This is a genomic window from Micromonospora salmantinae (assembly GCF_022230905.1).
GTDB lineage: Bacteria > Actinomycetota > Actinomycetes > Mycobacteriales > Micromonosporaceae > Micromonospora > Micromonospora salmantinae.
Map to the genome: position 1 here is coordinate 187,099 of NZ_JAKKFG010000012.1, position 25,940 is coordinate 213,038.

Annotated in this window: 21 protein-coding genes; 16 read left to right on the forward strand and 5 right to left on the reverse strand. The window is 71.8% G+C overall.

The annotated features are described in order from the left end of the window. Positions 1-57: 57 nt before the first annotated feature. The gene (locus tag PSH03_RS11415; RefSeq protein WP_372494739.1) at positions 58-2,484 is read right to left on the reverse strand and encodes a M28 family peptidase; all 2,427 of its coding nucleotides are present in this window, start codon (positions 2,482-2,484) and stop codon (positions 58-60) included. Positions 2,485-2,774: 290 nt separating this feature from the next. Between PSH03_RS11415 and PSH03_RS11420 the strand changes: the two genes are divergently transcribed. The 7 genes from PSH03_RS11420 (at position 2,775) to PSH03_RS11450 (ending at position 11,478) form a co-directional block, all read left to right on the forward strand. Then, positions 2,775-3,974, forward strand: coding sequence for a PP2C family protein-serine/threonine phosphatase (locus PSH03_RS11420; RefSeq protein WP_210785535.1), 1,200 nt, complete (start codon positions 2,775-2,777; stop codon positions 3,972-3,974). Beyond that, positions 3,971-5,704, forward strand: coding sequence for a sensor histidine kinase (locus tag PSH03_RS11425; protein ID WP_238689094.1), 1,734 nt, complete (start codon positions 3,971-3,973; stop codon positions 5,702-5,704). The genes PSH03_RS11420 and PSH03_RS11425 overlap by 4 nt, the downstream gene beginning before the upstream one ends. Beyond that, positions 5,701-6,153, forward strand: a complete 453-nt coding sequence (locus PSH03_RS11430) for a response regulator (protein WP_196929407.1) — start codon at positions 5,701-5,703, stop codon at positions 6,151-6,153. The genes PSH03_RS11425 and PSH03_RS11430 overlap by 4 nt, the downstream gene beginning before the upstream one ends. Beyond that, entirely contained in the window at positions 6,146-6,955 is an 810-nt protein-coding gene (locus tag PSH03_RS11435) for an inositol monophosphatase family protein (protein ID WP_238689095.1), read from the forward strand. Before PSH03_RS11430 ends, PSH03_RS11435 begins: the two co-directional genes overlap by 8 nt. 180 nt (positions 6,956-7,135) lie before the next feature. Next, positions 7,136-8,152 (forward strand): coiled-coil domain-containing protein, encoded by a 1,017-nt coding sequence (locus PSH03_RS11440; RefSeq protein ID WP_210785515.1) that lies wholly within the window; start codon positions 7,136-7,138, stop codon positions 8,150-8,152. Positions 8,153-8,188: 36 nt separating this feature from the next. Beyond that, a complete protein-coding gene (locus PSH03_RS11445) occupies positions 8,189-9,751 on the forward strand; it encodes a fused MFS/spermidine synthase (RefSeq protein ID WP_238689096.1) in 1,563 nt (520 codons plus the stop codon). Positions 9,752-9,822: 71 nt separating this feature from the next. Continuing rightward, entirely contained in the window at positions 9,823-11,478 is a 1,656-nt protein-coding gene (locus PSH03_RS11450) for a serine/threonine-protein kinase (RefSeq protein ID WP_238689097.1), read from the forward strand. Positions 11,479-11,592: 114 nt separating this feature from the next. Here PSH03_RS11450 and PSH03_RS11455 read toward each other — a convergent pair whose 3' ends face one another. Further along, complete coding sequence (locus PSH03_RS11455) at positions 11,593-12,261, reverse strand: potassium channel family protein (protein WP_210785513.1); 669 nt, start codon at positions 12,259-12,261, stop codon at positions 11,593-11,595. A gap of 68 nt (positions 12,262-12,329) precedes the next feature. Continuing rightward, the gene (locus PSH03_RS11460; protein WP_238689099.1) at positions 12,330-13,664 is read right to left on the reverse strand and encodes a TrkH family potassium uptake protein; all 1,335 of its coding nucleotides are present in this window, start codon (positions 13,662-13,664) and stop codon (positions 12,330-12,332) included. 139 nt (positions 13,665-13,803) lie between these two features. Between PSH03_RS11460 and PSH03_RS11465 the strand changes: the two genes are divergently transcribed. From PSH03_RS11465 to PSH03_RS11500, 8 genes are all read left to right on the forward strand, one after another. After that, positions 13,804-14,916, forward strand: a complete 1,113-nt coding sequence (locus tag PSH03_RS11465) for a glycerophosphodiester phosphodiesterase (protein ID WP_238689100.1) — start codon at positions 13,804-13,806, stop codon at positions 14,914-14,916. A 389-nt stretch (positions 14,917-15,305) separates the two neighbouring features. After that, positions 15,306-16,505: a substrate-binding domain-containing protein gene (locus tag PSH03_RS11470; RefSeq protein ID WP_238689101.1), complete on the forward strand. Its 1,200-nt coding sequence runs from the start codon at positions 15,306-15,308 to the stop codon at positions 16,503-16,505. Between the two features lie 2 nt (positions 16,506-16,507). Continuing rightward, positions 16,508-17,251, forward strand: coding sequence for an ABC transporter ATP-binding protein (locus PSH03_RS11475; protein WP_112584733.1), 744 nt, complete (start codon positions 16,508-16,510; stop codon positions 17,249-17,251). Between the two features lie 56 nt (positions 17,252-17,307). Beyond that, positions 17,308-18,087 (forward strand): ABC transporter ATP-binding protein, encoded by a 780-nt coding sequence (locus PSH03_RS11480; RefSeq protein ID WP_210785509.1) that lies wholly within the window; start codon positions 17,308-17,310, stop codon positions 18,085-18,087. Continuing rightward, on the forward strand, positions 18,087-18,977 hold the full coding sequence (locus tag PSH03_RS11485) for a branched-chain amino acid ABC transporter permease (protein ID WP_091402581.1): 891 nt from the start codon (positions 18,087-18,089) through the stop codon (positions 18,975-18,977). Before PSH03_RS11480 ends, PSH03_RS11485 begins: the two co-directional genes overlap by 1 nt. Further along, complete coding sequence (locus tag PSH03_RS11490) at positions 18,974-20,110, forward strand: branched-chain amino acid ABC transporter permease (protein ID WP_238689102.1); 1,137 nt, start codon at positions 18,974-18,976, stop codon at positions 20,108-20,110. The genes PSH03_RS11485 and PSH03_RS11490 overlap by 4 nt, the downstream gene beginning before the upstream one ends. Positions 20,111-20,209: 99 nt before the next feature. Further along, positions 20,210-22,342: a DEAD/DEAH box helicase gene (locus PSH03_RS11495; RefSeq protein WP_238689103.1), complete on the forward strand. Its 2,133-nt coding sequence runs from the start codon at positions 20,210-20,212 to the stop codon at positions 22,340-22,342. Positions 22,343-22,456: 114 nt separating this feature from the next. Further along, on the forward strand, positions 22,457-23,470 hold the full coding sequence (locus PSH03_RS11500; RefSeq protein WP_238689104.1) for a DUF8832 domain-containing protein: 1,014 nt from the start codon (positions 22,457-22,459) through the stop codon (positions 23,468-23,470). Between the two features lie 110 nt (positions 23,471-23,580). Here PSH03_RS11500 and PSH03_RS11505 read toward each other — a convergent pair whose 3' ends face one another. Further along, positions 23,581-23,997 carry a helix-turn-helix domain-containing protein gene (locus tag PSH03_RS11505; protein WP_210785506.1) on the reverse strand — a complete coding sequence of 139 codons (417 nt, stop codon included), beginning with the start codon at positions 23,995-23,997 and terminating at the stop codon, positions 23,581-23,583. A 248-nt stretch (positions 23,998-24,245) separates the two neighbouring features. Between PSH03_RS11505 and PSH03_RS11510 the strand changes: the two genes are divergently transcribed. Continuing rightward, positions 24,246-24,701 (forward strand): hypothetical protein, encoded by a 456-nt coding sequence (locus tag PSH03_RS11510; RefSeq protein ID WP_238689105.1) that lies wholly within the window; start codon positions 24,246-24,248, stop codon positions 24,699-24,701. On the opposite strand, the gene PSH03_RS11515 is transcribed toward PSH03_RS11510, so the two are convergent. Continuing rightward, positions 24,698-25,855 (reverse strand): class I SAM-dependent methyltransferase, encoded by a 1,158-nt coding sequence (locus PSH03_RS11515; protein WP_238689106.1) that lies wholly within the window; start codon positions 25,853-25,855, stop codon positions 24,698-24,700. The genes PSH03_RS11510 and PSH03_RS11515 overlap by 4 nt on opposite strands. Between the last annotated feature and the right edge of the window lie 85 nt (positions 25,856-25,940).

Consider the following 25,940-nt stretch of genomic DNA (forward strand, 5'->3'; position numbering starts at 1 on the left):
GAAGAGAGGGAACGGTGGTCCGGCGGAAAGACCACTCCGCCGGACCACCGTTTCACCTCAGATGGGATAGGTGCGGGCGACCGCCAACATCTCCGAACTGTGCGACCCGACGACGCCGACAGCCGGCGGCCGGGGGCGGAAGCCGGGCAGCGCGTCCAACCCGTCACTGGCGTCCATCACCCGCAGCGCGACCGGGCCGTCACCGAGGCTCGGGTACATGGTCAGTGCGATTTCGACCCCCTCCGCCGGAGGCGCGTGGAACACCACGCCGAAGCCCCAGGGCTTCTGAGTCGCCATCCGGGCAACGTCGAACTGTCGTCCGTTCACCGTCGCCGACGTCACCGCCGTCGGTCCGTTCACATGCAGCGTGAGCAGGCGGACCGGACGCTGCGGGAGGACACGCACCCGCACCAGCCGTTCGTCACCGGAGCGGGTGTCGGACAGCACCTCCACCTTCGGTGCCGGGAGGTCCGCCTTCGGGGCTGGACCGCCGCGCAGCTCCGCATCGCCCAGGCCGGGGAAGTCGTCGACCGTGGTCACCCCGTCCACGTAGCCGTCCGTCCACGGCTGTGGGTCGGTCTCGTGGCTGAGCCAGCGGGCCTGGCCGGTGCCGGCGTCCATCGCGTACATCAGGTGGGTCGGGGCGGGATGGGCGGCGTCGAACCGGTCCACTGCCAACCCGACCCCGGCGAGCACCACGGCGGCCACCGCGGCGGCGCCGGCCGGCAGCACCGCGAGCCGCCGGGCCCGCAGCGCGAGCAGGCCGCGCTGACCACCGGCCTGCGGGTGCAGCAGGTCGACCACCGGCAGGGCGACCAGGCCGAGCAGCACCGCGACCAGCGCCGCCACCCCGCCCATGGCCATCCCCAGCGCGGGGAAGAGCAGCACCACTGTGGGCAGCAGGATGACCACACCCACGGCCGCGGCGGCCGTCACCGCCACCACCGGCCACGGTCCGTTCTGCCGGGTACGCAGCGCGACCAGCCCGCCGAGGGCGCCGGCCAGCGCCGGAAGGGTGGTGAGGTACGCCCCACCCGGCACCGCCACGGCGAGCAGCACCCCGAGCAGGGCCAGCCAGGCCAGCCCGGCGACGGCGAGCGCGGCCGGGCCGATCCGACGGCGGGTCAGCGCGTACCAGGTGAACAGGATGGCGGTGGCGAGCGCCAGGACGGCCAGCCGGTACCAGATCGGCCGGTACGGGTCGAGCAGTTCCGCGTACCCCGGTCGGATCGTGGTGATCGCCAGCCAGAGCAGTTGGGCGGCGACCGGCGCGGCGACGATCGGCACCAGAGCCAGCGCGAAGCCGGCGGCCAGCCGGCCGGTGCTGGCCCGGCCGCTCCGGCGGGTCAGCCAACCCAGGGCGGCAACCAGGGCCACCGCGAGCAGGGCCAGCGGCAGTGTGAGCCAGCCCGGGTAGCGGACCAGCCCGCCGGGGACCGGGAAGTAGGTGGCGTCGTGCCCGGAGCGCAGGTCGGTCAGGTCGGTGTCACCGAACTCCCGGGCCAGGCCCAACGCGTTGTCCCCGTGCTGCTGGAGGCTGCCCCGGTCCATGGCGGCCGGGGTGTCCAACGGCGTGTGGTAGATCGCGCCCCCGTCGATGTACGCCGAGTTCAGCCCGACGAACTTCTGATCGAGGAAGGCGGTGAAGTCGGTGTCGTTGGGCAGCGCGCGGTAGATCTCCACAGCGAACGAGGTGCCGACCGGGTGCGGGGCGGCCCGGCCGAAGATGTCCACCAGCTTCGCGTTGTTCCGCGACGTCTCGAACATGATCACCGGCCCGGTGGAGCCCCGCGCCTCCAGGTTGAGCACCACACCGCCGTCGGCGGCCAGCGGGTGGCTGGCGGCGAACGCGGCCGCGCCGCAGAGGCACGCCTCCTCGGCGTCGGTCAGCACGAAGACGATGTCGTTGCGCGGCCGGGGGCCGGTGGTCAGCGCGCGGGCCACCTCCAGGATGGTCGACGTGCCGGCCGCGTCGTCGTTGCCGCCCGGCCCGGTCTGTACCGAGTCGTAGTGGGAGACCAGGAAGACCCGACCCGTCGAGTCGGTGCCGGGCAACCGGGCCACCACGTTGCGGACCCGGGCCAGTGTCGCCCCGCCCGCCGCCCCGCTGAGCTGACCGGCCTCCGGTGCCACAGTGTCCTGCACCTCGGTCTCCAGGCCCAGCCCCCGCAACTGCTGCTCCAGGTGCGCGCGGACCTGTTCGTTGGCCGGGCTGCCGGCGACGTGCGGTTCGGCGGCGATCACCTGGACGTCCTCGTACGCGCGGCCGGCGCTGAACGTGCCAGCGGGCGCGTCGGCCGACTTCGGGGCCGGGGTGCGCAGGTCGAGCAGACTGCCGGCGCCGACCGCGGCCAGCGCGACCAGCGCCGCCGCGGCGGCCACGAGCCGCCGACGCGGCCGGGTCAGCGCACGGCTGGCAGAGGGTACGCCCGGAATCGGACGGGGCGGCGTGCCCGTCGTGGCCGGGGTGGTGGGTGCGCCCACGGGAACTCCTCGGGGGGTGGTGGGGCCTGGGGTGGCATCATCCTGCCCGTCGGGTGCTGCGGATGGGATGGCCGGTACGTCCCGCGTCCATCAGCCGCCCGGTTTGTCCACGGCCGAGCAGTGATGCGCCCCATCCCCGCCCGCGCCGCAGGCATCGTGTTGTGTGCGACCGTTGTCTAATACAGGATCAGCAGGGCACTCGGAAGGAGCCCGACATCACCAGCGAACTCCCGCGTCTCGCGGCGGTGACCCGGCCGCACCGGGGGGCCGGCTTGGCCGGTTCCCCAGTTGTGCCGTACCCGCACGGTGGCCTGGCGCGGCACGCCAACCTGCCGCCGGGTGAGCGGTTACGGGTGCTGCTGGTGGAGGACGACGAGGGCGACGCCTTCCTGGTCGGTGAGCTGCTCGCCGAGACGAACTCGATGATCGACCTGCTGGTCGCCACCAGCCTCCGGGAGGCGCGGCAGCGGATCAACGACGTCGACTGCGTCCTTCTCGACCTGGGCCTGCCCGACGCGCAGGGGCTGGACGGGCTGCGCCAGGTGTTGGAGATGTCCAGTGGTGCCGCGGTGTGCGTGCTGACCGGCCGCACGGACGAGCACCTGGGCGTCGTGGCGGTCGCCGAGGGTGCCCAGGACTACCTGGTCAAGGGCCAGGTCGACGGGGTGCTGCTGACCCGGGCGCTGCGCTACGCAGTGGAGCGTAAGCGCGCCGACGAGAACGCCCGCCGGTTGCGCGAGGTCGAGCTGCGCCAGGCCGAGTCGGCCCGACTCGAACGCGGCCTGCTGCCCCAACCGCTGATGACGACCGACCAGGTCTCGGTGCACACCTTCTACCGGCCGGGCCGGCACGCCGCGTTGATCGGCGGAGACTTCTTCGACGTGGTGCAGACCCACCCGGACCGCCTCAACCTGATCGTCGGCGACGTCTGTGGGCACGGGGTGGACGAGGCCGCGCTGGGGGTCGAGCTGCGGGTGGCCTGGCGCGCACTGGTGCTCGCCGGAGTGCCGGACGACGAGGTGCTGCCCGCGCTGGAGCAGGTGCTGATGAGTGAGCGCCGCCTACAGGAGATCTTCGCGACGGTGGCCACCGTCCGACTTGACCTGGACGCCAACCGGGCCACCGTCCGGCTGGCCGGGCATCCACCGCCGTTGCTGCTCTCCGGCGGCCGGGTCGCCCCGGTGCCCGCGCCCGGCGGCCGGCTGCTGGGCGTACGACCTCGCCGGCCGATCGCCTACGACCTGGAGTTCGACACCGATGACTGGTCCCTGCTGATGTACACCGACGGCCTGATCGAGGGGCGGGTGGGTGCCGGCGACGAACGGCTCGACGTGCCGGGCCTCAGCGGCTTGCTGGACGAGCCGGACAACCGTTCGGTGTCGCTGCCGGAGCTGCCGGCCTGGCTGGTCGGGCGGGCCGAGCGGCTCAACGGTGGCCCGCTCTCCGACGACGTGGCCATGCTGCTGGTCAGCCGGGGTGGTGGCCGGTGAAGCCGGTGGTCGGCGGCTGGAGTCTGCGCCGCCGGGTCATCACCCTGCTCACCGTCGTGGGCTTCCTGTTGATCGGGCTGGCCAGCGCGGAAGCGGCGATGGCCGCCCGCAACCGCACCCAGATCGACGCGGTGCTGAACGAGACCGGCCCGTTGCGGGTACAGTCCCAGGAACTGCTCAACGCGCTGCTCGACCAGGAGACGGCGATCCGCGGGTACGCGGTCAGCGGCGACCAGGACGACCTGAACCCCTACCGGGAAGGGCTCGCCCAGGAGCAGAGCGTCACCGCCTCGATGCGGACGCTGCTCGACGACTATCCAGGGATCAGCCAGGAGCTGCGGACCGTCGAGGAGCGTGTCGCGCAGTGGCGACAGTCGGTTGCGGAGCCGGTGATCACCACCACCGAGCAGAGCGGCACCACCGCCGGCCAGGCGTTGGTCACCGAAGCGGCCCGGCAACAGTTCGACGAGGTGCGCTTGGCGGTGAACGACCTCCAGGAGGAGGTCCTGGCCGCCCGGGAGCAGACCGCCACCAACGTGCGTACCAGCAGCAACGTGCTGGTCGTCCTGCTGATCGTGGCCGCCCTGGTGGTGGTCGTGGCCGGTGCGGTGCTGCTGCTCTCGCTGGATCGGATGGTGGTCCGGCCGCTGACCGGCCTCGCCACCCAGGTCCGCGAGGTCGCCGAGGGCGACTACCAGCACCGCATCGCCACCGTCGGCCCGCCGGAGTTCATCCAACTCGGCGAGGACGTGGACGCGATGCGGCAGAAGATCGCCGCCGACCTGGCCGAGGTCCGGGCCGCCCGCGAGCGCATCGAGTGGGTGAACAGTCAGCTCCAGAAGCAGGCCGAGGAGCTGACCCGGTCCAACCGTGACCTGGAGCAGTTCGCGTACGTGGCCTCGCACGACCTGCAGGAGCCGCTGCGTAAGGTCGCCAGCTTCTGCCAGCTGCTCCAGCGCCGTTACGCGGGGCAGCTCGACGAGCGGGCCGACCAGTACATCGCGTTCGCTGTGGACGGCGCGCAACGGATGCAGCGCCTGATCAACGACCTGCTCGCGTTCTCCCGGATCGGGCGGCTCACCACCGGCTTCGTCGAGGTCGACCTCAACAAGGTGATGGGCGACGTGGCCGGCCAGACCGAGGCCGCCAGGCAGTACGCGGACGCCGAGTTGACCTGGACCGAGCTGCCGGTGATCTCGGGTGAGGAACCGCTGCTGACCAATCTGCTGGCCAACCTGGTCAGCAACTCGATCAAGTTCCGCCGCCCGGACGTGCCGTCGAAGGTGCACGTCTCGGCCCGGTTGGTGGGCGCCGAGTGGGAGATCACCTGCCAGGACAACGGCATCGGGATCGAGCCGGAGTTCGCCGACAAGATCTTCGTGATCTTCCAGCGGCTGCACTCGAAGGACGCGTACCCGGGCACCGGCATCGGGTTGGCGATCGTCAAGAAGATCGTCGAGTACCACGGCGGCCGCGTCTGGGTGGACACCGACGTGCCGGAGGGCACCGCGATCCGGTTCACCCTGCCGGCACTTCCCGAGGACGTCGCGGCGGCTGCCGCCGCCGATTCCGCTGAGGAGCCGAACGCCTCGACCGTGGGCGACGCGACGCCCTCGCCCGAGGCCCCGGCAGAGCCGACGGAGCAGGCCGACGGGCCGGACCAGCCGGACCGGGCCGACGAGACGCTGGAAAGCGGTAGAACGGGTGACATGAGGGAGACGGTGGGATGACCGCGCCGGCGGATGGCAAGAGCCCGATCGAGGTCCTGCTCGTCGAGGACGACCCGGGTGACGTGCTGATGACCCAGGAGGCGTTCGAGGAACACAAGCTGCGTAACCGGCTGACCGTCGTCTCCGACGGGGCCGAGGCGCTCGCCTACCTGCGCCAGGAGGGTCAGTACGCCGACGCGGTGGCGCCCGACCTGATCCTGCTCGACCTCAACCTGCCCCGGCGCGACGGCCGGGAGGTGCTGGAAGAGATTAAGAAAGACGAGAACCTGCGCCGGATCCCGGTGGTGGTGCTCACCACCTCGCAGGCCGACGAGGACATTCTGCGCAGCTACCAGCTGCACGCCAACGCCTACGTGACCAAGCCGGTGGACTTCGAGCGCTTCATCTCGGTGGTCCGTCAGATCGACGAGTTCTTCGTCAGCGTGGTCAAGCTGCCGCCGCGTGGCTGACACCCTGCTGGACGACGTCGGCGGCCTGCTCTGGGAGGCCGCCGACCAGGTCGTGCTGCCACTGTTCCGCAAGCTCGACGACGCTGACGTGTCGGAGAAGGCGCCCGGCGAGGTGGTCACCGTCGCCGACCGCCGGGCCGAGGAGTTGCTCTCGGCGGGGCTGCGCCGGCTGCGGCCGGGCTCGACGGTGGTCGGCGAGGAGGGTGTCGCCGACGATCCGGGGTTGCTGCGGCACCTCCGCGACAGCGGGGACGTCTGGCTGGTCGACCCGGTCGACGGGACCGCCAACTTCGCCGCCGGTCGCCGGCCGTTCGCCCTGATGGTGTCGCTGCTGACCGACGGGCGGCCGACGGCCGGCTGGATCCTGGACCCGCTCGCCGGCACTCTCGCCGCCGGCTCGGCGGACGAGAGCACACTGCTCAACGGTCGACCGGTGGACGGCGCCGGCCCGGTGCCGCCGCTCGGCGAGCTGCGCGGCGCGGCGATGACCCGGTTCCTGCCGCCGGAGACCCGCGACCGGGTGCGCGCCGGGGGCCGGCGGCTCGGTGAGCTGCTGCCCGGCCTGCACTGCGCCGGTCGGGAGTACCTGGACATCCTCACCGGCGAGCAACAGTTCGCCCTCTTCTGGCGCACCCTGCCCTGGGACCACGCCCCGGGCGCCGTGCTGGTCCGTGCCGCCGGGGGTGTCGCCCGCCGGTTCGACGGCGTCGACTACCACCCCGCCGACGACGGCCGCGGTCTGCTCGTCGCGGCCAACGAGCAGGTCTGGGCCGAGGTGCGCGACGCGCTCCTCAGCACCTGATCCGCGCGCTGCGCGACCACGTCGGGACGCTCCGTCGACATCGGGACAGCCCGAGGGTCGGCGGGCTGGTCACCGGCCCACGATCCGGTATCGTGACCGGCGGTCTCCGCCAGCAGGCCGCCGACCGGCGCCGCCGTGCAGTGTTCATCGGGGGCCGGCGGTCGACGGAAGGACGCTTTCGTGCCCAGGACCAGGCTCAGCCCGCGGCTCGGTCGCCGCGCTCTGTTCGCCGTGCTCGCCGCCGTCGCGCTGGTGCTCGGCGGTGCCGCCGTGCCCGCGTACGCGGAGCCTGGCGAGGGCGGCAGCAAGAAGTTGCAGGACGCGCTGGAGCTGACCGCCAAGGGCCACATCGAGGCCAAGGCCAAGCTGGACAACTCCAAGCGTCGCCAGACGGCGCTGACCGGCGAGCTGACGACGCTGGAGGGTCGGCTGGTCGGGCTCAGCAGCCAGGTGGGCGAGGTGGCCGCCCAGTCGTACCGGGTGGGTCGGCTGAGCGCGGTGTCGATGCTGCTCAACACCGCCACGCCGGAGGCGTTCCTGCAACGCGCGGGTGACCTCGACCTGATGGCCCAGCGGGACAGCAAGCGGCTGCGTGACCTCACCGAAGCCCGGCAGCAGGCGCAGCAGGCCAAGGTCGCCATCGACGCCGAGGTCCGCGAGCAGCAGAAGCAACTCGCCGTGATGGCGAAGAAGAAGAAAGAAGCCGAGGAGGCGCTCGCCGAGGTCAGCTCCGGCGGCAGCAACGGTTTCAGCGGTGGCAGCTCCGCCTCGGCGAAGCCGGCGCCGCGCAACTCCGACGGGTCCTGGCCGTCGGAGTCCTGCTCGGTGAAGGACCCGACCACCTCCGGGTGCATCACCCCGCGCACCCTCAACGCGCTCAAGCAGACCCAGGCGGCCGGCTACAAGCGGCACGTCTCCTGCAAGCGCAGCGGTGGCGGCGGCGAGCACCCGAAGGGCCGGGCCTGCGACTTCTCGGCCGCCACGAACGGCTTCGAGGACAAGAACGCGACCGGCGGCGACAAGGCGTACGGGGACAGCCTGGCCGCCTGGCACGTGCGCAACGCCGACCGGCTGGGCGTGCTCTACGTGATCTGGTACCGGCAGATCTGGCATCCCGGCACCGGTTGGCGCTCGTACAGTGGAAGCGGCTCTCCGGCGGCGTCGCACACGAACCATGTTCATCTCTCGATGTACTGACCCGAAGCACCAGCTTCGCTGCGTACCATCGCGACGATGAGCTCCCCACCGTCCGACGTAGCGGCCCTGCCGGCACCCCCGGCCCCGCCCGTGCCGGTCACCGGCCGGGCGCTGCCCAACGGCCTGGCCGCCTTCCTGGTCTTCTTCTCCAGCGGCGCCGTGCTGGTGCTGGAGACCGTCGCGCTGCGCCTGGTCGGCCCGTACGTAGGGGTGACCCTTCAGGTGACCAGCTCGGTGATCGGCATCGCGCTTGCCGCGATCGCGTACGGGGCGTGGTCCGGCGGTTGGCTGGCCGACCGGCGCAACCCGCGGGGCCTGCTGGCGCCGGCGTTGGTGCTGGCCGGCATCGCCACCGCTGTCACCCTGCCTGTGGTCCGGTACGCCGGTGAGGTGCTGCGCGGTGGTGCGGCCAGCGGCATCCTGCTGCTTGTCGCGTTGGCGGTGTTCGTGCCGGCCGCGCTGCTGGCCGCTGTCACCCCGCTGGTCGTGAAACTTCAGCTCGCCGACCTGCGCCGCACCGGCCAGGTGGTCGGTCGACTCTCCGGGATCGGCACCCTCGGCGGCATCACCGCAACCCTGCTGACCGGGTTCGTGCTGGTCGCCGCGCTGCGCAGCACCGTCATCCTGCTGGCCCTGTCGCTCGCGCTCGGGCTGGTCGGCATCGGCCTCGGCTGGTACCTGCGCCGGCAGGAACCCACCGAGCTGCCCGGTCCGGCCCGAGCCCGGGCCGCGCTGGCCGTGCTCGGCCTGGCCGGGGCGGGGCTTACCACCGTGGCGCCCAACCCGTGCGACATCGAGACGGCGTACCACTGCGCCCGGGTCACCGCGGACCCCTCCCGGCCCAGCGGGCGGACGCTGCTGCTCAACTCCGCCCAGCACTCGTACGTGGACCTCGCCGACCCGAAACACCTGGAGTACGCGTACACGAAGTGGATCGGCGCGGTCGGCGACGTCACCGCGCCGGCCGGTCAGCGCCTGGACGCGCTACACCTGGGCGGCGGTGGGTTCACCGTGCCGCGGTACCTGACCGCGACCCGACCGGGCACCGACAACCTGGTGTTCGAGATCGACGGCGGGCTGGTCGAGCTGGGTGAGCAGGAGCTGGGAGTACGGACGGGGCCGGACCTGCGGGCGGTGGTGGGTGACGCCCGGATGCTGGTTGCCGGCGAGCCGACCGACAGCCGCGATCTGGTGGTCGGCGACGCGTTCGGGCACCTGGTGGTGCCCTGGCACCTGGCCACCCGGGAGATGGCCGCCGACGTCCGGCGGGTGACCCGCCCCGGCGGCGTGTACGTGCAGAACGTCATCGACTACCCGCCGCTGCGGTTCATCCGCGCCGAGTTGGCCACGGTGGCCGCCGAGTTCGGGCACGTCGCGTTGATCGCGCCGCCGGAAGCGCTCGCCCAGGAGCAGGGCTCCAACTTCCTCATCGTCGGCTCCGACGCGCCGTTGCCGCTGGAAGCCGTCCGGGCCCGGCTGACCGAGGTGGACCCGAAGGTCAGCCTGCTGTCCGGTGCGGCGCTGACGGACTTCGTCGGCGAGGCGATGGTGTTGACCGACGACTACGCCCCGGTGGACCAACTGCTGGCCACCGCCTGATCGGGTGACAATCCTGACCGATTCCGATACTCCAGGTGTAGGCGGGCCGTTCCTGGGCAACATCGCTCACCATGGGTGGTGGGGACCGAAACGGCGCGCAGCTGCTCGATGAGCGGTACCGGCTGATCGAGCAGCTCGGCGCGGGCGGCATGTCGGTGGTCTGGCGTGGTTACGACGAGGTGCTCGGCCGCCAGGTCGCGGTGAAGGTGTTGGCGTCCCGGCTGGCCAGCGACCGGGCCTTCCGCCACCGCATCCGGATCGAGGCGCAGGCCGCCGCGCGGCTCTGCCACCCCAACATCACCAACGTGTACGACTACGGCGAGTCCGAGCAGGTCGGTCTGACAGTTCCGTACGTGGTGATGGAGCTGGTCGACGGCGCTTCGCTGGCCAGCCGGTTGGGCCGGGAGAGCCAACTGCCGTGGCGGGAGGCGGTGACCATCGGCGCCGAGGTCAGCTCGGCGCTGGCCACCGCGCACGCTCGCGGGGTGGTGCACCGCGACGTCACCCCGGGCAACGTCATGCTCACCTCGACCGGGGTCAAGGTGGTCGACTTCGGCATCTCCGCGCTCGTCGGGGAGAGCGAGAAGGGCCCGGACGGCACGCTGTTGGGCACGCCCGCGTACCTCGCACCGGAGCGGCTGGACAACGGCCAGGTCTCCCCGGCCACCGACGTGTACGCCGTTGGGCTGCTGCTCTACCGGATGCTCACCGGCCGACTGCCGTGGCAGGCCAGCACTACCACCCAGATGCTGCGCGCCCACATGTACAACGACCCGGAGCCGATGCCCACCGTCCCGGGGCTGCCCGACGGAGTGGCCGAGCTGGTCGGGCGTTGCCTGGCCAAGCGGCCCGCCGACCGGCCGGCCACCGCCGAGCTGACCCGGACGCTCGCCGAGGCGGCCGGCATGCTCGCGGCGGTGCCGGTCTCCCCGGCCGCCGGGCCGCTGGACGCGGCCATGCTCGGCAGTGCGCGTACCACGATCCTGCCCTGGTCGGCGGCGACCGACGCGTTGCCGCTGTCGCGGACCCGCAACCGGGACCGTCGGACGCGGCAGCGGGTGACCCGGCGTCGGCGGGTGGAGGCCGGAGTGGCCGCCGTCGGGCTGATCGCGGTCACCGGGGCGATGTGGGGGTTCACGTCGCGCAGCCCGGCCAGCGGCGGGGACCGGCCGACGACCGAGGCTCGGATGGGTCTGCCGGCGGCGGCGCCCTGCGAGGTGGCGTACGCCTTGCGCACCGACTCCGGCACCGAGTTCGCCGCCGAGCTGACTCTGACCAACACCGGTGGCCGTGAGCTGCGGGACTGGGCGATGAGCTTCACCTTCCCCGGGCAGCAGAAGGTGACGAAGGCGGAGCCCGCGCCGGTGCACCAGCAGGGGAGCACTGTGCTGATCCGACCGGCGGCCCAGCGCACCACGCTGGCCCCCGGTGCGGCCGAGAAGGTGACCCTCACGGGTAAGTACAGCGGGGCGAACCCGTTGCCTGTGGAGTTCCGGCTCGGCGAGGCGACCTGTGGGGTTCGGGTGTCCGGCGTCGCCGGCAGCGCGCCGTCCACTGCCCCGCCGACCAAGGCCGCCACGACGAAGGCTCCGCCCAAGGCAGCGAAGGTGCCCAGCGGCTCCGGTTCGGGCGGCGGCGCGTCGAAGGCCAAGCCGCCGAAGCCTGCGAAGGCCCCGGCGAAGCCCGCGAAGGCCGCCGGTGGTGGTCCGGGAAAAGCGGAAAGGTGACCAAGGGGCCGCGTGGTCACCGGAAGTGAGCAGGCCACACCGCGTCGCCCGTGCGTTGGGGCCGTCGGACCAGTTGGTCCGACGGCCCCGATCGATCTTGCCCTGCTGCGCAGGTCAGCGCATCCCCGCGAATCGCTGCACCTGGTCGATCCCACCCTCGACGATGAGCACCCCGCCCTGGGGAAGCGTGGTGTCGTCGGCGGTGTACCGGAAGCGTTCGCCCGGCAGCTTGGCGCCGACCACGCGTACCCCGAAGCGCTCCTCCGGTTTCAGGTCGAGCAGGGTGCGCCCGACCAGGGACTCCGGCACCCGGACGGTGGCGATGGCGAAGTCGTCGTCGAACTCGATGAAGTCGAGCAACCGGCTGACGATCAGGTGCGCGACCCGGTCCCCGGTCTCCGCCTCCGGGAAGATCACGTGGTGCGCGCCCACCGACGACAGGATCTTGGCGTGCTTCTGTGAGGTGGCCCGCGCCCAGATCTGGGGCACACCCAGCTCGACCAGCGCCAACACGGTGAGCACGCTCGCCTCCACCGAGGCCCCGATGGCCACCACCGCCCGCCCGAAACTGGTGATGCCGAGCTGCCGCAGCGCCCCCTCCTCGGTCGCGTCGGCCTGAACCACCCGGTCGAGCTGCGCCGACCAACGCTGCACCTTCGCCGGGCTGCGGTCGATGGCCAGCACCTCGCGGTCCATCCGGGTCAGCGCCCCGGCCAGGTGGCAACCGAATCGACCCAGCCCGATCACCACGATGCCGCCGCTGTCCGCCCGTCTAGCCGACACCTCGGCCCTCCCTGCTTCCACTGGCGTGTCTCCGACGTGCGGGCCGGCCGACACTTCCGAAACACGCACTAGCCGACAATGGGTTGCTCCTGGGGGTAGCGGTAGAGCCGGCGTCGGGTGTTCAGGGCGATCGCCGACCCCAGGGTGAGCGTCCCGACGCGGCCGATGAACATCAGCACGGTCAGCACCAGTTGGCCGCCGGGCGGCAGGTCGGCGGCCAGACCGATGGTCAGACCGGTGGTGCTGAACGCCGAGGTGATCTCGAAAAGGGCCGCGACGAAGCGGACGCCCTCGGTGAGCAGCAGCAACAGCATCGTTCCGGCCGTCACCAGCGCGACGCTGAGCAGCGCCACGGTGACCGCCTGCCGCTGGCTCGCGGTGGCCACCCTCCGATGTCCGATCGTCACGTCGGGCTCACCCCGCAACTCCGCCCAGATGGTGAACGCCAGCAGGAAGAACGTGGAGACCTTGATGCCACCGGCCGTGCTGGCGCTGCCGCCGCCGATGAACATCAGCACGATCAGCAGGGGATAGCTCTCCTCCTGAAGAGCGGCGATGTCCAGGACGCTGTAGCCGCCGGTGCGGCTCAGCGCGATCTGGGTGAACGACGCGAGGATCTTCCCGGGTACGTCGTACTGGCCGATCGTGCTCGCGTTGGTCCACTCGGCGGCGAGCAGACCAGCGAAGCCGACCAGCAGCAACACCACGCTGCCCCAGATGGTCAACTTCGTCGCCACCGCCCAGTGCGCCGGCTGACGCCACTCGCGGACCGCCTCGAACAGCGCGGGAAACCCGAGCCCGCCGATGATCGCGCCGATCGCCAGGGGCAGCGACACCCACGGGTCACGGCTGAAGGCCAGCAGGCCGTCGGTGTAGAGCGCGAAGCCACCGTTGTTGAACCCCTGCACGGCGTGGAAGGCACCCGACCAGAGGGCCTGCCCGAACGGGTAGTCGTAGGCCAGCCAGAGCCGACCGGCGACCAGCACTGTCATCACGGCCTCGCAGGCGAAGACGGTCAGTGCGATCCGGCGGAGCAACCGGCCCACGTCACCGATGCCGAACTCCGCCGTCTCGGCCTGCACCAGCAACCGGTTGCGCAGCCCGAGCTGGCTGGAGACCACCAGGATGACCAACGCCGCGACGGTGAGGATGCCGAGCCCCCCGAGCTGGGTGAGCAGGGTGATCACCACCAGTCCCGGGCCGGACCAGTAGTTCGGCGTGTCGGTGATGGCCATGCCGGTGACCGACACGGCCGAGGTGGCGGTGAAGAGCGCGGTGACCACGGGTGGGCGTACGTGTTCGGCGGTCGCCCAGCGCGCCATGAGCAACAGGGTGCCGAGCAGGATCGGCACCAGGAACGCGAACGGCACCAGCCGCACGGGATTGCGGAAAAACCGGCGCACCAGACAATCTTCCTGTCCGCCCGCCCGCCTGGAGTGGGAACGGGCATTCCGGAGATTCATCTGCCGGCCAGCCATCGACCAACTCCCGGCAAATCACGGGCGGTCTGCTTACCCGGACCATCGATGACAGGAGACGGCGTTGCGACGTACCCTCTCGACCCTCGGCGTGGCCAGCGCTCTGCTCGCCGCCGCCGTGGCCCTGCCGACCATGGCCGCGGCCGAACCAACGGCCAACGCGGACCGCTCCCGGGCCAACGACCGACCAATCGTGATCGGTCACCGTGGCGCCAGCGGCTACCGGCCGGAGCACACCCTCGAGGCGTACCGGTTGGCGATCCGGATGGGTGCCGACTACATCGAGCCGGACCTGGTCTCCACCTCCGACGGCGTGCTGGTCGCCCGGCACGAGAACGAGATCTCCGGCACCACCGACGTGTCGGCCCGCCCGGAGTTCACGGCCCGCAAGGCGACGAAGACCATCGACGGTGTCGCGGTGACCGGTTGGTTCACCGAGGACTTCACCCTCGCCGAGCTGAAGACGCTGCGGGCCAAGGAGCGGCTGCCGCAGGTACGCGTGGCGAACACCGCCTTCGACGGCCGCTTCGAGGTGCCCACCCTCCAGGAGGTCATCGACCTGGCCCGGACCGAGGGGCGGGCACGGGGCCGCACCATCGGCATCTACCCGGAGACCAAGCACCCGAGCTACTTCGCCTCGATCAAACTGCCGTTGGAGGAGCCGCTGCTGCGGGTGCTGCGGCAGAACAAGCTGGACCGGAAGAACTCGCCGGTCTTCATCCAGTCGTTCGAGACGGCCAACCTGCGTCGCCTGAGCCGCCTGACCGACGTGAAGCTGGTCCAACTGCTCGACGCGACCGGCCGCCCGTACGACTTCACCGTCGCCGGTGACGCCCGCACCTACCAGGATCTGGTCACGCCGGCCGGCCTGAAGTGGATCGCCGGGTACGCCGACGGCATCGGCGCGAACAAGAACCTGATCGTCCCCCGGAACGCCGCCGGCGCCCTGCTCGCCCCGACCACAGTGGTGCGCGACGCGCACCGGGAGCACCTGCTCGTGCACTCCTGGACGTTCCGCGCCGAGAACCAGTTCCTCCCGGTGGACTTCCGGATCGGCGCCGACCCGAACGCGCGCGGCGACATCACCGCCGAGTACGAACTCTTCCTCGGCCTGGGCCTCGACGGTGTCTTCAGCGACCACCCGGACACTGCCGTCGCCGCACTCGCCGGCCGCTGACCCACACTCGGCCCGGAGCTGATCCGCTCCGAGCCGACCACCGGGCCGACCACGCCCGGCCCACACGCTGGCCCGTCGTCCGTCACCCGGACGACGGGCCAGCGGCACGTTCGGGCGGCCCGCGTCCGCAAGATCACATTCGATCTTGAAGGGGTGGCCCTGACCGAACCGGGCGAATGGCGCGGGGCGACACACGGCTGGGGTGGCCCGTGGGGGTTCGGGCCATCGAGAGCGTGGGCTCCCGGCTGGTAGTGCGGCCCGTTGTAACCTCCGGCCACCTCATTCCTGTTACTTGTGTGTTTCCGCCACATAGCTCGTGGGTGACGTCACTTCTAGCGTGAGCCGTCACGAAGAAGTTCTCTCCCTCTGAGTCCTCATGTGGAGTCGCAATGACGGTCCGGACGACGCGGCGGGCGTTCCTCTCCGCCGCCACGATGATGGCCGCGGCGCTGGCCGCCACGGCCTGTGGCAGCCCGCAGGACACCGCCACCGGCGGCGGCGACAGTGCCGCGCCGGTCAAGGTCGGCCTGGTGTACTCCCAGTCGGGAGCCCTGGCCAGCTACGGAAAGCAGTACATCGAGGGGTTCAAGGCGGGGCTGGACTTCGCCACCAAGGGCACCGGCAAGGTCGGTGACCGGACGATCGAGCTGACCGAGGTCGACGACGCTGGCGACCCGGCCAAGGCGGTCTCCGCGGCGAAGGACCTGATCGGTAAGGGCACGAAGATCATCGCCGGCTCCACCGCCTCCGGTGTGGCGCTCCAGGTTGCGCCGATCGCTGCGCAGAACAAGGTGCTGTTCATCTCCGGCCCGGCTGCCACGGACGCGGTGACCGGCGCGAACAAGTACACCTTCCGCTCCGGTCGGCAGTCGTACCAGGATGTGGTGACCGCCAAGTCGTTCATCGGAGACCCCACCGGCAAGAAGGTGGTGGTCTTCGCCCAGGACGGCGCGTTCGGTGACGCCAACGAGGCCGCCGTCAAGGCCGTCATCGGCAGTGCGGGCGCGACGGTGAGCAGCGTCCGGGCCCCGGCCAGTGCCACCGAGTTCACCCCGTTCGCCAGCCAGATCAAGGCCGCCAAGCCGGACCTGCTCTTCGTGGCGTGGGCGGGCACCACCGCCCCGGCCATGTGGCAGACCCTCGACCAGCAGGGCGTCCTCTCGTCCACCACTGTCGTCACCGGCCTGGACATCCGCGCCTCGTGGCCGACCTTCGGTGCTGCCGGCGCGAAGATCTCCTTCCTGTCGCACTACTTCGACGGTGCCAGCGACACCGAGGCCAGCAAGGCGCTGAAGGCCAAGGTCAACACCACCGACCTGTTCCACCCGGACGGCTTCGCCGCCGCGCAGATGGTGGTCCGGGCCGCGCAGGAGGGTGGGGACGACGTCGACAAGATGGTCACCGCCCTGGAGGGCTGGAGCTTCGACGGGGTCAAGGGCAAGATGACCATCCGGGCCGCCGACCACGCGCTGCTCCAGCCGATGTTCCAGGCCAAGCTGACCGGCAGCGGCACCGCGTTCACCGCTACCGCGCAGAAGAGCCTCACCGGTGACGAGACCGCGCCGCCGGCCGTGGCCATGAAGGGCTGACCATGCTCGCCACCCGCGGTCTGACCTGGCGGATCGGTGAGGTCGCCATCGTCGACAGCGTCTACCTCGATCTGGCACCCGGGGAGTTCCTGGGCGTCATCGGGCCGAACGGCGCCGGTAAGACCTCACTGTTCAACCTGATCACCGGCCTGCGCCGGGCCACCGAGGGCCGGATCGTTCTGGACGGGCAGGACATCGGGGCGCTTCCGCCGCACCGGCGGGCCCGCCTCGGTCTGGGCCGTACCTTCCAGGCGTCCTCGGTCTTCGGCTCGCTGAGCGTGCGGGAGAACGTCCGGCTCGCCGTGCAGGCGCACCGCGGGGGCTCGATGGCGCTGTGGCGGCGGGCGGCGGCCGACCGGGAGGTCGCCGCCGCCGCCGACGCGGCGCTCGACCGGGTCGGCCTCGCCCACCGGGGTACGGCCCTCGCCGGCACCCTGGCCCACGGCGAGAAGCGCAAGCTGGAGATCGCACTGCTGCTCGCCGGGGAACCGCGGGTGATGCTGCTGGACGAGCCGATGGCCGGGGTCAGCGCCGAGGACGTGCCGGAACTGGTCGCCGTCATCAAGTCGTTGACCGGCGACAGCGGCCGCGCGGTGCTGATGGTCGAACACCACATGGACGTCATCCTGGAACTCGCCGACCGCATCGCCGTCATGCACCACGGCGCGCTGCTGGCCTGCGACACCCCGGAGACGGTGATGGCCAACCCCACGGTGCAAGAGGCATACCTGGGGGAGTCGCTGTGAGCGCGAGGAGTGAGCCGGGTTTGCGAGCCCCGCAGTCGCGAACGGAGGCACCCCTGATGGAACCAGTTCTCAGTGTGGAGGAGCTGTCGGTCCGGATCTCCGGGCTGCACATCCTCCAGGGGGTGTCCTTCACTGTCGCACCGACCGGCGTGACCGTCCTGCTCGGTCGCAACGGCGTCGGCAAGACCACCACGCTGCGCGCGATCGTCGGCCTCACCCCGCCCGCCGGGGAGGTCCGCGGCACCATCCGGATGGGCGCGCAGAGTCTGCTGGCCCGGCCGACGCACCGGCTGGTCCGCGGTGGGCTCGGCTACGTGCCCGAGGACCGCTGCGTGTTCGCCGGGCTCACCGTCGCGGAGAACCTGCGGCTCGCCGAGCGGCGCGGCACCACCCCGGCGTACGACAAGGTCTTCGCGCTCTTTCCGGAGCTGGACCGGCGCGGACGGCAACGGGCCGGTTCGCTCTCCGGCGGGCAGCAACAGATGCTCGCCATCGGCCGGGTGCTGCTCAACGACAACCGGCTGCTGCTCGTCGACGAGCCGACCAAGGGGTTGGCGCCGAAGGTGGTGACCGAGGTGGCCGAGGTGTTGGAACGGGTCGCGGAGTCGGTGCCGGTGCTGCTGGTCGAGCAGAACCTGGCCGTCGTACGCCGACTGGCCCGCGACGCGGTCGTGCTGGCCGCCGGCAAGGTGGCCTGGACCGGCGACGCCCGCGAGTTGCTGTTGGAGACCGCGTTGACGAAGTCGCTGCTCGGTGTCGGCTCGGCGGAGGTGGCCGCGCCGAGCGCGAGGAGTGAGCCTGCGGGCCCCGCAGTCGCGAGGGAGGACCAGCACTGATGGGCACCGTGATCCTGTTGGCGTTGACCGGGCTCGGCCTGGCGGCGCTGTACTTCCTGGTCGCCTCCGGCCTGTCCCTGGTCTTCGGCCTGGCCGACGTGCTCAACTTCGCGCACGGGCTGTTCCTCGGCGTCGGCGCGTACGGCACCTGGTGGGCGGCGGGCAACCTGCCGGGCGCCGGCCCGGACGGGTTCGGCTTCGTGTTCGCTGTCGCCTTCGGGGTGGCCGCCGGCACGCTGGTCGCGATCCTGGTCGAGCTGGTGCTGATCCGCCCGCTGTACTCGCGCACCATCGAGCAGGTGCTGGTCACCGTCGGGCTGTCGCTGGCCGGGGTGGCGTTGCTCCAGGCCACCTGGGGTGCGGACGCCCGGCCGTTCCCGCGTCCGGACTGGACCCGGCAGGTGACCGGGATCTTCGGCGCGCAGGTGCCCAACGGTGGCCTGCTGCTGATCATCGCGGCGGTGCTGGTGCTCGGCGCGATCCTGGCGTTCCTGCGCTGGACCCGGTACGGCCTGGTGATCCGGGCCGGGGTGGAGAACCGGGAGATGGTGACAGCGCTGGGCATCGACGTCCGCAAGGCGTTCACGCTGGTCTTCGCGATCGGCGGGGCGGCCGCCGCGCTCGCCGGCGCGCTCGGCGGGGTCTACTTCGGCACCGTCTCGCCGGGGCAGGGCGGCTCGCTGCTGATCTTCGCGTTCATCGTGGTGGTGATCGGCGGGATGGGCTCGGTGGTCGGCTCCGCGTACGCGGCGGTCGTGGTCGGGTTGGTGCAGCAGTTCGTCAACTACTACGGCACGTCCGGGCTGGGCGACATCTGCGTGGTCGGGCTGCTGGCCGTGGTGCTGCTGCTGCGCCCGCAGGGCATCGCCGGAAAGGTGGCAACGGCATGACGGTGATCGACGCGCCTCGCGCACAGGTGCCCGACGAACTGAGTCCGCAGCGGGGGCGGTGGCACCGGGTACGCCCGTTCCTGCCGCTCGTCGCACTGGTCGTGCTGGCGATCCTGCCGTACTCGACGATCTCCCTGCCGGGGATCTTCGAGGGGCCGGTCAACTCACCCGGCACCCTGCAACTGCTCGCCATCTGCCTGATCTTCGGCGGGCTGGCGGCCGGGTACGACCTGCTCTTCGGCCGGACCGGGATGCTCTCCTTCGGGCACGCGCTGTACTTCGCCGCCGGTGTCTACGGCACCGACATCCTCATCACCCGGGCCGGTCTGCCGCTGTGGCAGGCGGCGCTGCTGACCATCACCGGCGGCACCATCCTCGCCGCGCTGCTCGGCGCGGTGGCGCTGCGCACGGTGGGCATCGCGTTCGCCATGGTCACGTTGGCCTTCGCCCAGGTGGGCGCGATCCTGGTGGCCCGCGACTTCGGCGGGCTCACCGGTGGCGAGGAGGGCCTGCCGCTGGACGTGTCGGGGCTGCCCGCCGGGCTGGTGGGGGTGACCAACACGGTCAACCTGTACTGGTTGGCGCTGGCGTACCTGACCCTGGTGGTCTTCGTGGTGCACCGGGTGAGTGGGTCACCGACCGGTCGGGTGCTCGCCGGGCTGCGCGACGACGAGCGGCGGATCGGCGTGCTCGGGTTGGACCCGTACCGCTACAAGCTGGTGGCGTTCACACTGGCCGGCGGGTTGGCGTCGGCGGGCGGGGTGGTCTACGTCCTGATCGTCGGCGGCGCGTCGCCGCACATCACGTCCTCCGAGTTGACCCTGTCGCTGCTGGTCATGGTGGTGCTCGGCGGGCCGGGCACCCGGTGGGGTCCGGTGCTCGGTGGTGTCCTCTACATGTACCTGGACCACCGGCTCACCGCCTTCGGCACGAGCGACGCGGTGGACAACCTGCCGGCCGTCCTCAGCCGTCCGCTGAGTCAGCCGCTGTTCGTCCTGGGCACTGTCTTCATCCTGGCCGTCTACTTCTTCCCCGGTGGCCTGACCAGCCTGGCCCCACGCCTGTCCCACCTGACCCGAGCCCTCCGCCCCCGCTCCCCCCACTCCCCCCACGACGCCGCTGACCCACGCTGACCGCGTTGATCAAGAGGTTTGCGTCGGAATCCGGCCGAATGATGACGCAAACCTCTTGATCAACAGGGGGATGACGGACGGCGCTGGTAGAAATGCCGGGTGGAGACAGCAGAGCGGGCAGCGGTACGCGAGCGGGCCGAGGCGGTGCTGCGCCGGCTGGCCGGTGACCACGCCCGGCTGCGTGAGGATCAGTGGCGCGCCATCGAGGCGCTGGTCGTCGACCGGCGGCGGGTGCTCTGCGTCCAGCGCACCGGTTGGGGCAAGTCGGCCGTCTACTTCGTGGCCACCGCACTGCTCCGGGACCGCGAGCAGGGCCACCAGGCCGGGCCGACGGTCATCGTCTCGCCGCTGCTGGCGTTGATGCGCAACCAGGTCGAGGCCGCCGCTCGGGCCGGCATCCGGGCCCGCACGATCAACTCGGCGAACCTCGACGAGTGGGACGAGATCACCGCCGAGATCCAGACCGGCGCTGTGGACGTGCTGCTGATCAGCCCGGAACGGCTCAACAACCCGGATTTCCGCGACGGCGTCCTGCCGAAGTTGGCAGCGACCACCGGCCTGCTGGTGGTCGACGAGGCGCACTGCGTCTCCGACTGGGGGCACGACTTCCGGCCGGACTACCGGCGGCTGCGGACGTTCCTCGCCGAGCTGCCCGAGCGCACCCCGGTGCTGGCGACCACCGCCACCGCCAACGCCCGGGTCACCCAGGACGTCGCCGAGCAGCTGGGCGACGCCCTCATCCTGCGCGGCACCCTGGACCGCGAGTCACTGCGCCTCGGGGTGCTCGACCTGCCCAGCCCGGCGCACCGGTTGGCCTGGCTCGCCGACCACCTGGATCAGCTGCCCGGCTCGGGCATCGTCTACACGCTGACCGTGGCGGCAGCGGGGGAGACTGCCGAGTTCCTGCGCTCCCGGGGCTACCAGGTCGCCTCGTACAGCGGGCAGTCCGACGACGCCGACCGGCGTGCCGCCGAACAGGACCTGCTCGACAACAAGATCAAGGCGCTGGTCGCCACCAGCGCCCTCGGCATGGGCTTCGACAAGCCTGACCTGGGCTTCGTCGTCCACCTCGGCGCGCCACCCTCGCCGATCGCGTACTACCAGCAGGTCGGCCGCGCCGGCCGCGCCGTCGAGCACGCCGAGGTGCTGCTGCTGCCCGGCGTCGAGGACGCCGCGATCTGGCGTTACTTCGCCTCCCTGGCGTTCCCACCGGAGCAGCAGGTCCGGGCCGTGCTGGCCGCCCTGCACACCGACCGCCCGCTCTCCACCCAGGCCCTCGAACCCCTCGTCGACCTGCGCCGGGCCCGGCTGGAGCTGATGCTCAAGGTGCTCGACGTGGACGGCGCGGTCCGCCGGGTGCGCGGTGGTTGGCTCGCCACCGGCGAGCCGTGGGTCTACGACGAGGCCCGGTTGCGCCGCGTCGCCGAGGCGCGCACCGTCGAGCAACAGGCCATGCGGGAGTACGCAACCACGTCCGACTGCCGGATGCGGTATCTACGGGAACGCCTGGACGACACCGAGGCGGTCGACTGCGGCCGATGCGACAGGTGCGCCGAGCCCCTCTTCGCCGCCGACGTGTCGACTGCCGCGCTCGCCGCCGCGCAGACCTTCCTCGGCCGACCCGGCGTGGAGATCGCGCCGAAGAAGCTCTGGCCGACGGGGCTCGACGCGGTGGGCGTACCCCTCAAGGGCCGGATCGCCCCCGCGGACCAGGCGCTGCCGGGCCGGGCCGTCGGGCGCCTCTCCGACCTGGGTTGGGGCGGGCGGCTGCGCTCTCTCGTCGGCCCGGAAGCGCCGGACGCGCCGCTGCCCGACGACGTCGCCGGCGCGGTCGTGGAGGTGCTGAAGGCGTGGGCGCACGGCGACGACCCGTGGCCCCGCCGGCCGGTGGCGGTGGTCGCTGTCGGTTCCCGTCGGCGGCCCCGGCTGCTCGGCTCGATCGCCGAGCGGATCGCCACAGTGGGCCGGCTGCCGCTGCTCGGCGAGGTCACCGCGGCGGGCCCCGACGGCCCGGCCGGGCCGCGCGGCAACAGCGCCCAACGGGTACGCGCTCTGCACGACGCCTTCACCGTGCCCACCGACCTGGCCGACGCCCTGGCCGGGCTGGACGGCCCGGTGCTCCTCGTCGACGACCTGATCGACTCGGGCTGGACGATGACGCTGGTGGCCCGGGCCCTGCGCCGGGCCGGCGCGACCGACGTGCTCCCGCTCGCCCTCGCCGTGGCCGGCTGACCCGCTGCCCTCGGGGTCGGGTGGGAAAGTTCCCGGGCGGTGTCGAGTGCGACAGTCGCCACGCTGTCCGGGCGTCGGCCTGACGCGGCCGGGCGCGGCGGTACCGTGGGCGGCATGACCGACCGGCAGCCCGTCACCCGTGCGCGCACCCTTGCGGGCAGGACCGTTGGCGGCGAGGCCGGCCAGGCGCGGGGCGTCGGTCGTGCTGATCAGGGTCGGGTGGAGCCGGACCGGAGCACTCTCCGGCTGGCGCTGGTGGTCGGCGGGCTGGTGCTGGCGGTGCTGCTCGGCTTCGGCCTCGGCCGGCTGAACGCCAACGGTGCCGTCACCGGCAGCCCGTCGTTGGCCGCCGAGCACACCGACCCACCGGGCGTCGCGCCGCACAACCACGGCTCGGCCACGGCCACCGATCAGGGCGCGGCCACCGAGCCGGGCGGTCTCGCGGTCAGTTCGGCCGGGTTCACCCTGGCGCCGCTGGCCACCGAGTTCGCGGCGGGTCGTCCCGGTCAGCTCCGCTTCCAGGTGCGCGACGCGCAGCGCCGGCCGGTGACCCGGTTCGCCATCGTGCACGACAAGCCGATGCACCTCATCGTCGTCCGGCGGGACCTGACCGGTTACCAGCACCTGCACCCGACCATGGCGGCGGACGGCACCTGGTCGGTGCCGTTGACCCTCGCGCAGCCCGGCCTCTGGCGCGCGTACGCCGACTTCACGGTGGTCGCCGACAACGGCGCGCAGACCGCTGTGACCCTCGGCACGGACCTGGTGGCGCCCGGCGACTACCGACCCCGTCCACTGCCGGGGCCGGCCACCTCGACGACCGTGGGCGGCTTCACCGTCGGCTACCAGGGCACTGCGCAGGCCGGGGCGACAGTGCCGCTGACCTTCCGGGTCGACGGCGCTGACGGCGCAGCCCCGCTGGAGCGGTATCTAGGGGCGTACGGCCACCTGGTGGCGTTGCGCGAGGGCGACCTCGGCTATCTGCACGTGCACCCGGAGACCGAGTTGGTGGACGGTCAGATCAAGTTCTGGTTGACCACCCCCGGCCCGGGCCGCTACCGCCTCTACCTCGACTTCCAGGTGAACGCCGAAGTCCGAACCGCCGAGTTCACCCTCACCGTCCCCTAACCCGCCCCGCCCCCTCGCCCACTCCCGTTGATCATGAAGTCATTGCCTCTCGGCGCGGCGTGTCGTGGCAATAACTTCATGATCAACGCCGACGGGGGTGGGGGTGGGGGTTAGCTGGCTCGGCGGATGGGGCGGCGGGCCAGGTAGCGGAGCAGGTCGCGGATGTGGTGCTTCTCCTCGGCGGGGACCGTGGGGTCGGCAAGCCGGTCCAGGATGGCCCGGACGTCGGCCTCGACCGGGCCGTCGTCGTGGCGTCGGCGGGGCGCTGGGCCGGCGTCGGGTAGCCCGAGCGCCCGGAACGCGGCGGCGACCGGCAGATCCAGCGCGGCGCAGAAGCCGCGCACCTTGGCCAACTCGGGATAGTCCTGCCAGTCGCCGGCCAGCCAGCGGAACACGGTGGAGCGGCCCACGCCCGTGTGCGAGGCAAGATCAGTCACGGTCCAGCCACGTTCGTCGCGAGCGTCATCGATGGCGCGCCGGACGAAGCGGGCGAAGGCCATCTGCGGTGATACGTCGGCTGATCCCATCCCTGTGTGTCTTCCCCTCCTGCCGGAGCACCGGGACGATGCGCCTTCCGAGGGTAGTACGCCAGGAGCCGGAAACAATTGACTGACCGCACAAACTGTCCCGTGGGCGAGACTTTTCTCTGGAAGCGTGTGTGCAGAACGAAAATTGCATCGAGCGATATTCATCGTTCTTCCATTAAGCTCGGTGCCCGTCCCGACATCGCGTCTGTCGCCTGCCGCCTCCGACCGGACCACCGCCGAGGAGCACCATGGCCGAATCGAGCCGCCCCCAGCCGTACCAGCCCGGTGCGGTGAGCCTCTTCTTCGTCGCCAAGGCCGGCGTCTTCGCCGCCGCGTTCTGGATCTGGTTGCTGGTCCTGGTGCTCCGCACCGACTCCGCGACCGGCCTCCAGGTGCTGGCCGCCACCGGCACCATCACCACCACGCTCGTCGCGGTACTGCTCGGCGCCCGGATGGCGTTGCAACACAACGCCGCCATCCGGCACGCCGAGGTCAAGAAGTTGCTGGTGGACATCTCCTGGAACGCCTTCGCGGCGGCCGGCAACGCCGAGACCGGGGGCAAGGTCGTGCCATTCCCGACCGCCCCGGCCGACGGTGAGTGGGCCGCCCAGCGGCCCGCCGCCGACCGGGTGTCGGTCCTCGACCGGGGTGTCAGCGAGCGCAACGGTGGCCGCGACCGCCGACGCCAGCCACCCAGGAGCTAGGCGGGTGTCTCTCCGGTGGCCAGCAGGGTCTCCAGCCGGGGAGTGACCTGCCACTGGTCCACCAGCTCGCGGTACTCCGCGCGCTGCGGCTCGGTCGCCTCGGCACCGGTACGACGGGCGCGGATCAGCAGGTTACGCGGGGTGTGCTGCGAGTCCACGAACTCCACCACCTCGGTCCGGTACCCGTGCACCCGCAGCAGCCCGGCACGCAGCGCGTCGGTGAGCACGTCGGCGAAGCGCTCGCGCAGGATGCCCTGCCGGGTCAGCAGCTCGTACGGGGCCGGGGTGGGGTGGGCGCGGAGCTGCTTCGCCAGATCGTGGTGGCAGCACGGCGCGGCCAGCACCCAGCGGGCCTCCCAGCGCACCGCGCGGGCCAGGGCCTCGTCGGTGGCGGTGTCGCAGGCGTGCAGCGCCAGCACCAGGTCGGGGGCGGGGTCGACGACGGCGTCGGCGATCGTCCCGGCCACGAAGCTGACCTGGTCGGCCCAGCCCAGCCGCTGCGCCAGCTCGGTGTTGCGCCGCCGCTGGTCCTCCCGGACGTCCACACCGACCAGTTGGACGTCGAGCCCCCGACTCGTCAGGTAGCGGTACGCGGCGAACGTCAGGTAGGCGTTGCCGCAGCCCAGGTCGACCACCCGTAGCGGACCGGTCAGGTCGTCGGGCAGGGTCGCGGCCAGGGCCCGCAGGAACGCGTCCACCTGGCGGCGCTTGGCCGCCGAGCCGCCGATCTCCGCGAAGATCGGGTCACCCGGGTCGAGCAGGTATTCCTTCGTCCGGTCGTTTCCGGTGGGCGTCGCCGCCGGACGGGACGTCGCGGCCCTGTGCACCTGCGCCTCGCCGGACTTGGTCACCCGCAGTTGGAGGGTGGCGTCGGTCGTCTCGACGTGCCAGTTGCCGAACGGCTCGGCGAGCAGTTCGTCGATCGCCGCGGCGGCCTCCGGACCGGAGGCGAGGTTGCGGGTGTAGGGGCGAGTACCGTCGGACGTGGTGATCTGCATTCGGGGCCCGGCCTTGAGCCGCACCGGCCGCAGTTCGGCCCGCTCAACTGTGGGGCGGCGACCGCGTCGACGTCCGGCGGCGACCGCCCGGGTCAGCGCGGGGTCGAGCAGCAGCGCCCGAACCTCGGTCAGGGCGGCGTCCAGTGGTTGCGGCATCGTTCCATCTTCGGCAGGTGGGGTGGGAGAAGGGAACATCCCCCGCACCGCGCGAGGCGGTGCGGGGGATGTCAGGTGTGGCTGG

Coding starts and splice junctions, on each gene's coding strand:
- PSH03_RS11430 (WP_196929407.1), top strand. CDS start 5,701: ATGACCGCGCCGGCGGATGGCAAGAGCCCGATCGAGGTCCTGCTCGTC.
- PSH03_RS11445 (WP_238689096.1), top strand. CDS start 8,189: ATGAGCTCCCCACCGTCCGACGTAGCGGCCCTGCCGGCACCCCCGGCC.
- PSH03_RS11450 (WP_238689097.1), top strand. CDS start 9,823: ATGGGTGGTGGGGACCGAAACGGCGCGCAGCTGCTCGATGAGCGGTAC.
- PSH03_RS11470 (WP_238689101.1), top strand. CDS start 15,306: ATGACGGTCCGGACGACGCGGCGGGCGTTCCTCTCCGCCGCCACGATG.
- PSH03_RS11475 (WP_112584733.1), top strand. CDS start 16,508: ATGCTCGCCACCCGCGGTCTGACCTGGCGGATCGGTGAGGTCGCCATC.
- PSH03_RS11480 (WP_210785509.1), top strand. CDS start 17,308: ATGGAACCAGTTCTCAGTGTGGAGGAGCTGTCGGTCCGGATCTCCGGG.
- PSH03_RS11485 (WP_091402581.1), top strand. CDS start 18,087: ATGGGCACCGTGATCCTGTTGGCGTTGACCGGGCTCGGCCTGGCGGCG.
- PSH03_RS11490 (WP_238689102.1), top strand. CDS start 18,974: ATGACGGTGATCGACGCGCCTCGCGCACAGGTGCCCGACGAACTGAGT.
- PSH03_RS11500 (WP_238689104.1), top strand. CDS start 22,457: ATGACCGACCGGCAGCCCGTCACCCGTGCGCGCACCCTTGCGGGCAGG.
- PSH03_RS11505 (WP_210785506.1), bottom strand. CDS start 23,997: ATGGGATCAGCCGACGTATCACCGCAGATGGCCTTCGCCCGCTTCGTC.
- PSH03_RS11510 (WP_238689105.1), top strand. CDS start 24,246: ATGGCCGAATCGAGCCGCCCCCAGCCGTACCAGCCCGGTGCGGTGAGC.
- PSH03_RS11515 (WP_238689106.1), bottom strand. CDS start 25,855: ATGCCGCAACCACTGGACGCCGCCCTGACCGAGGTTCGGGCGCTGCTG.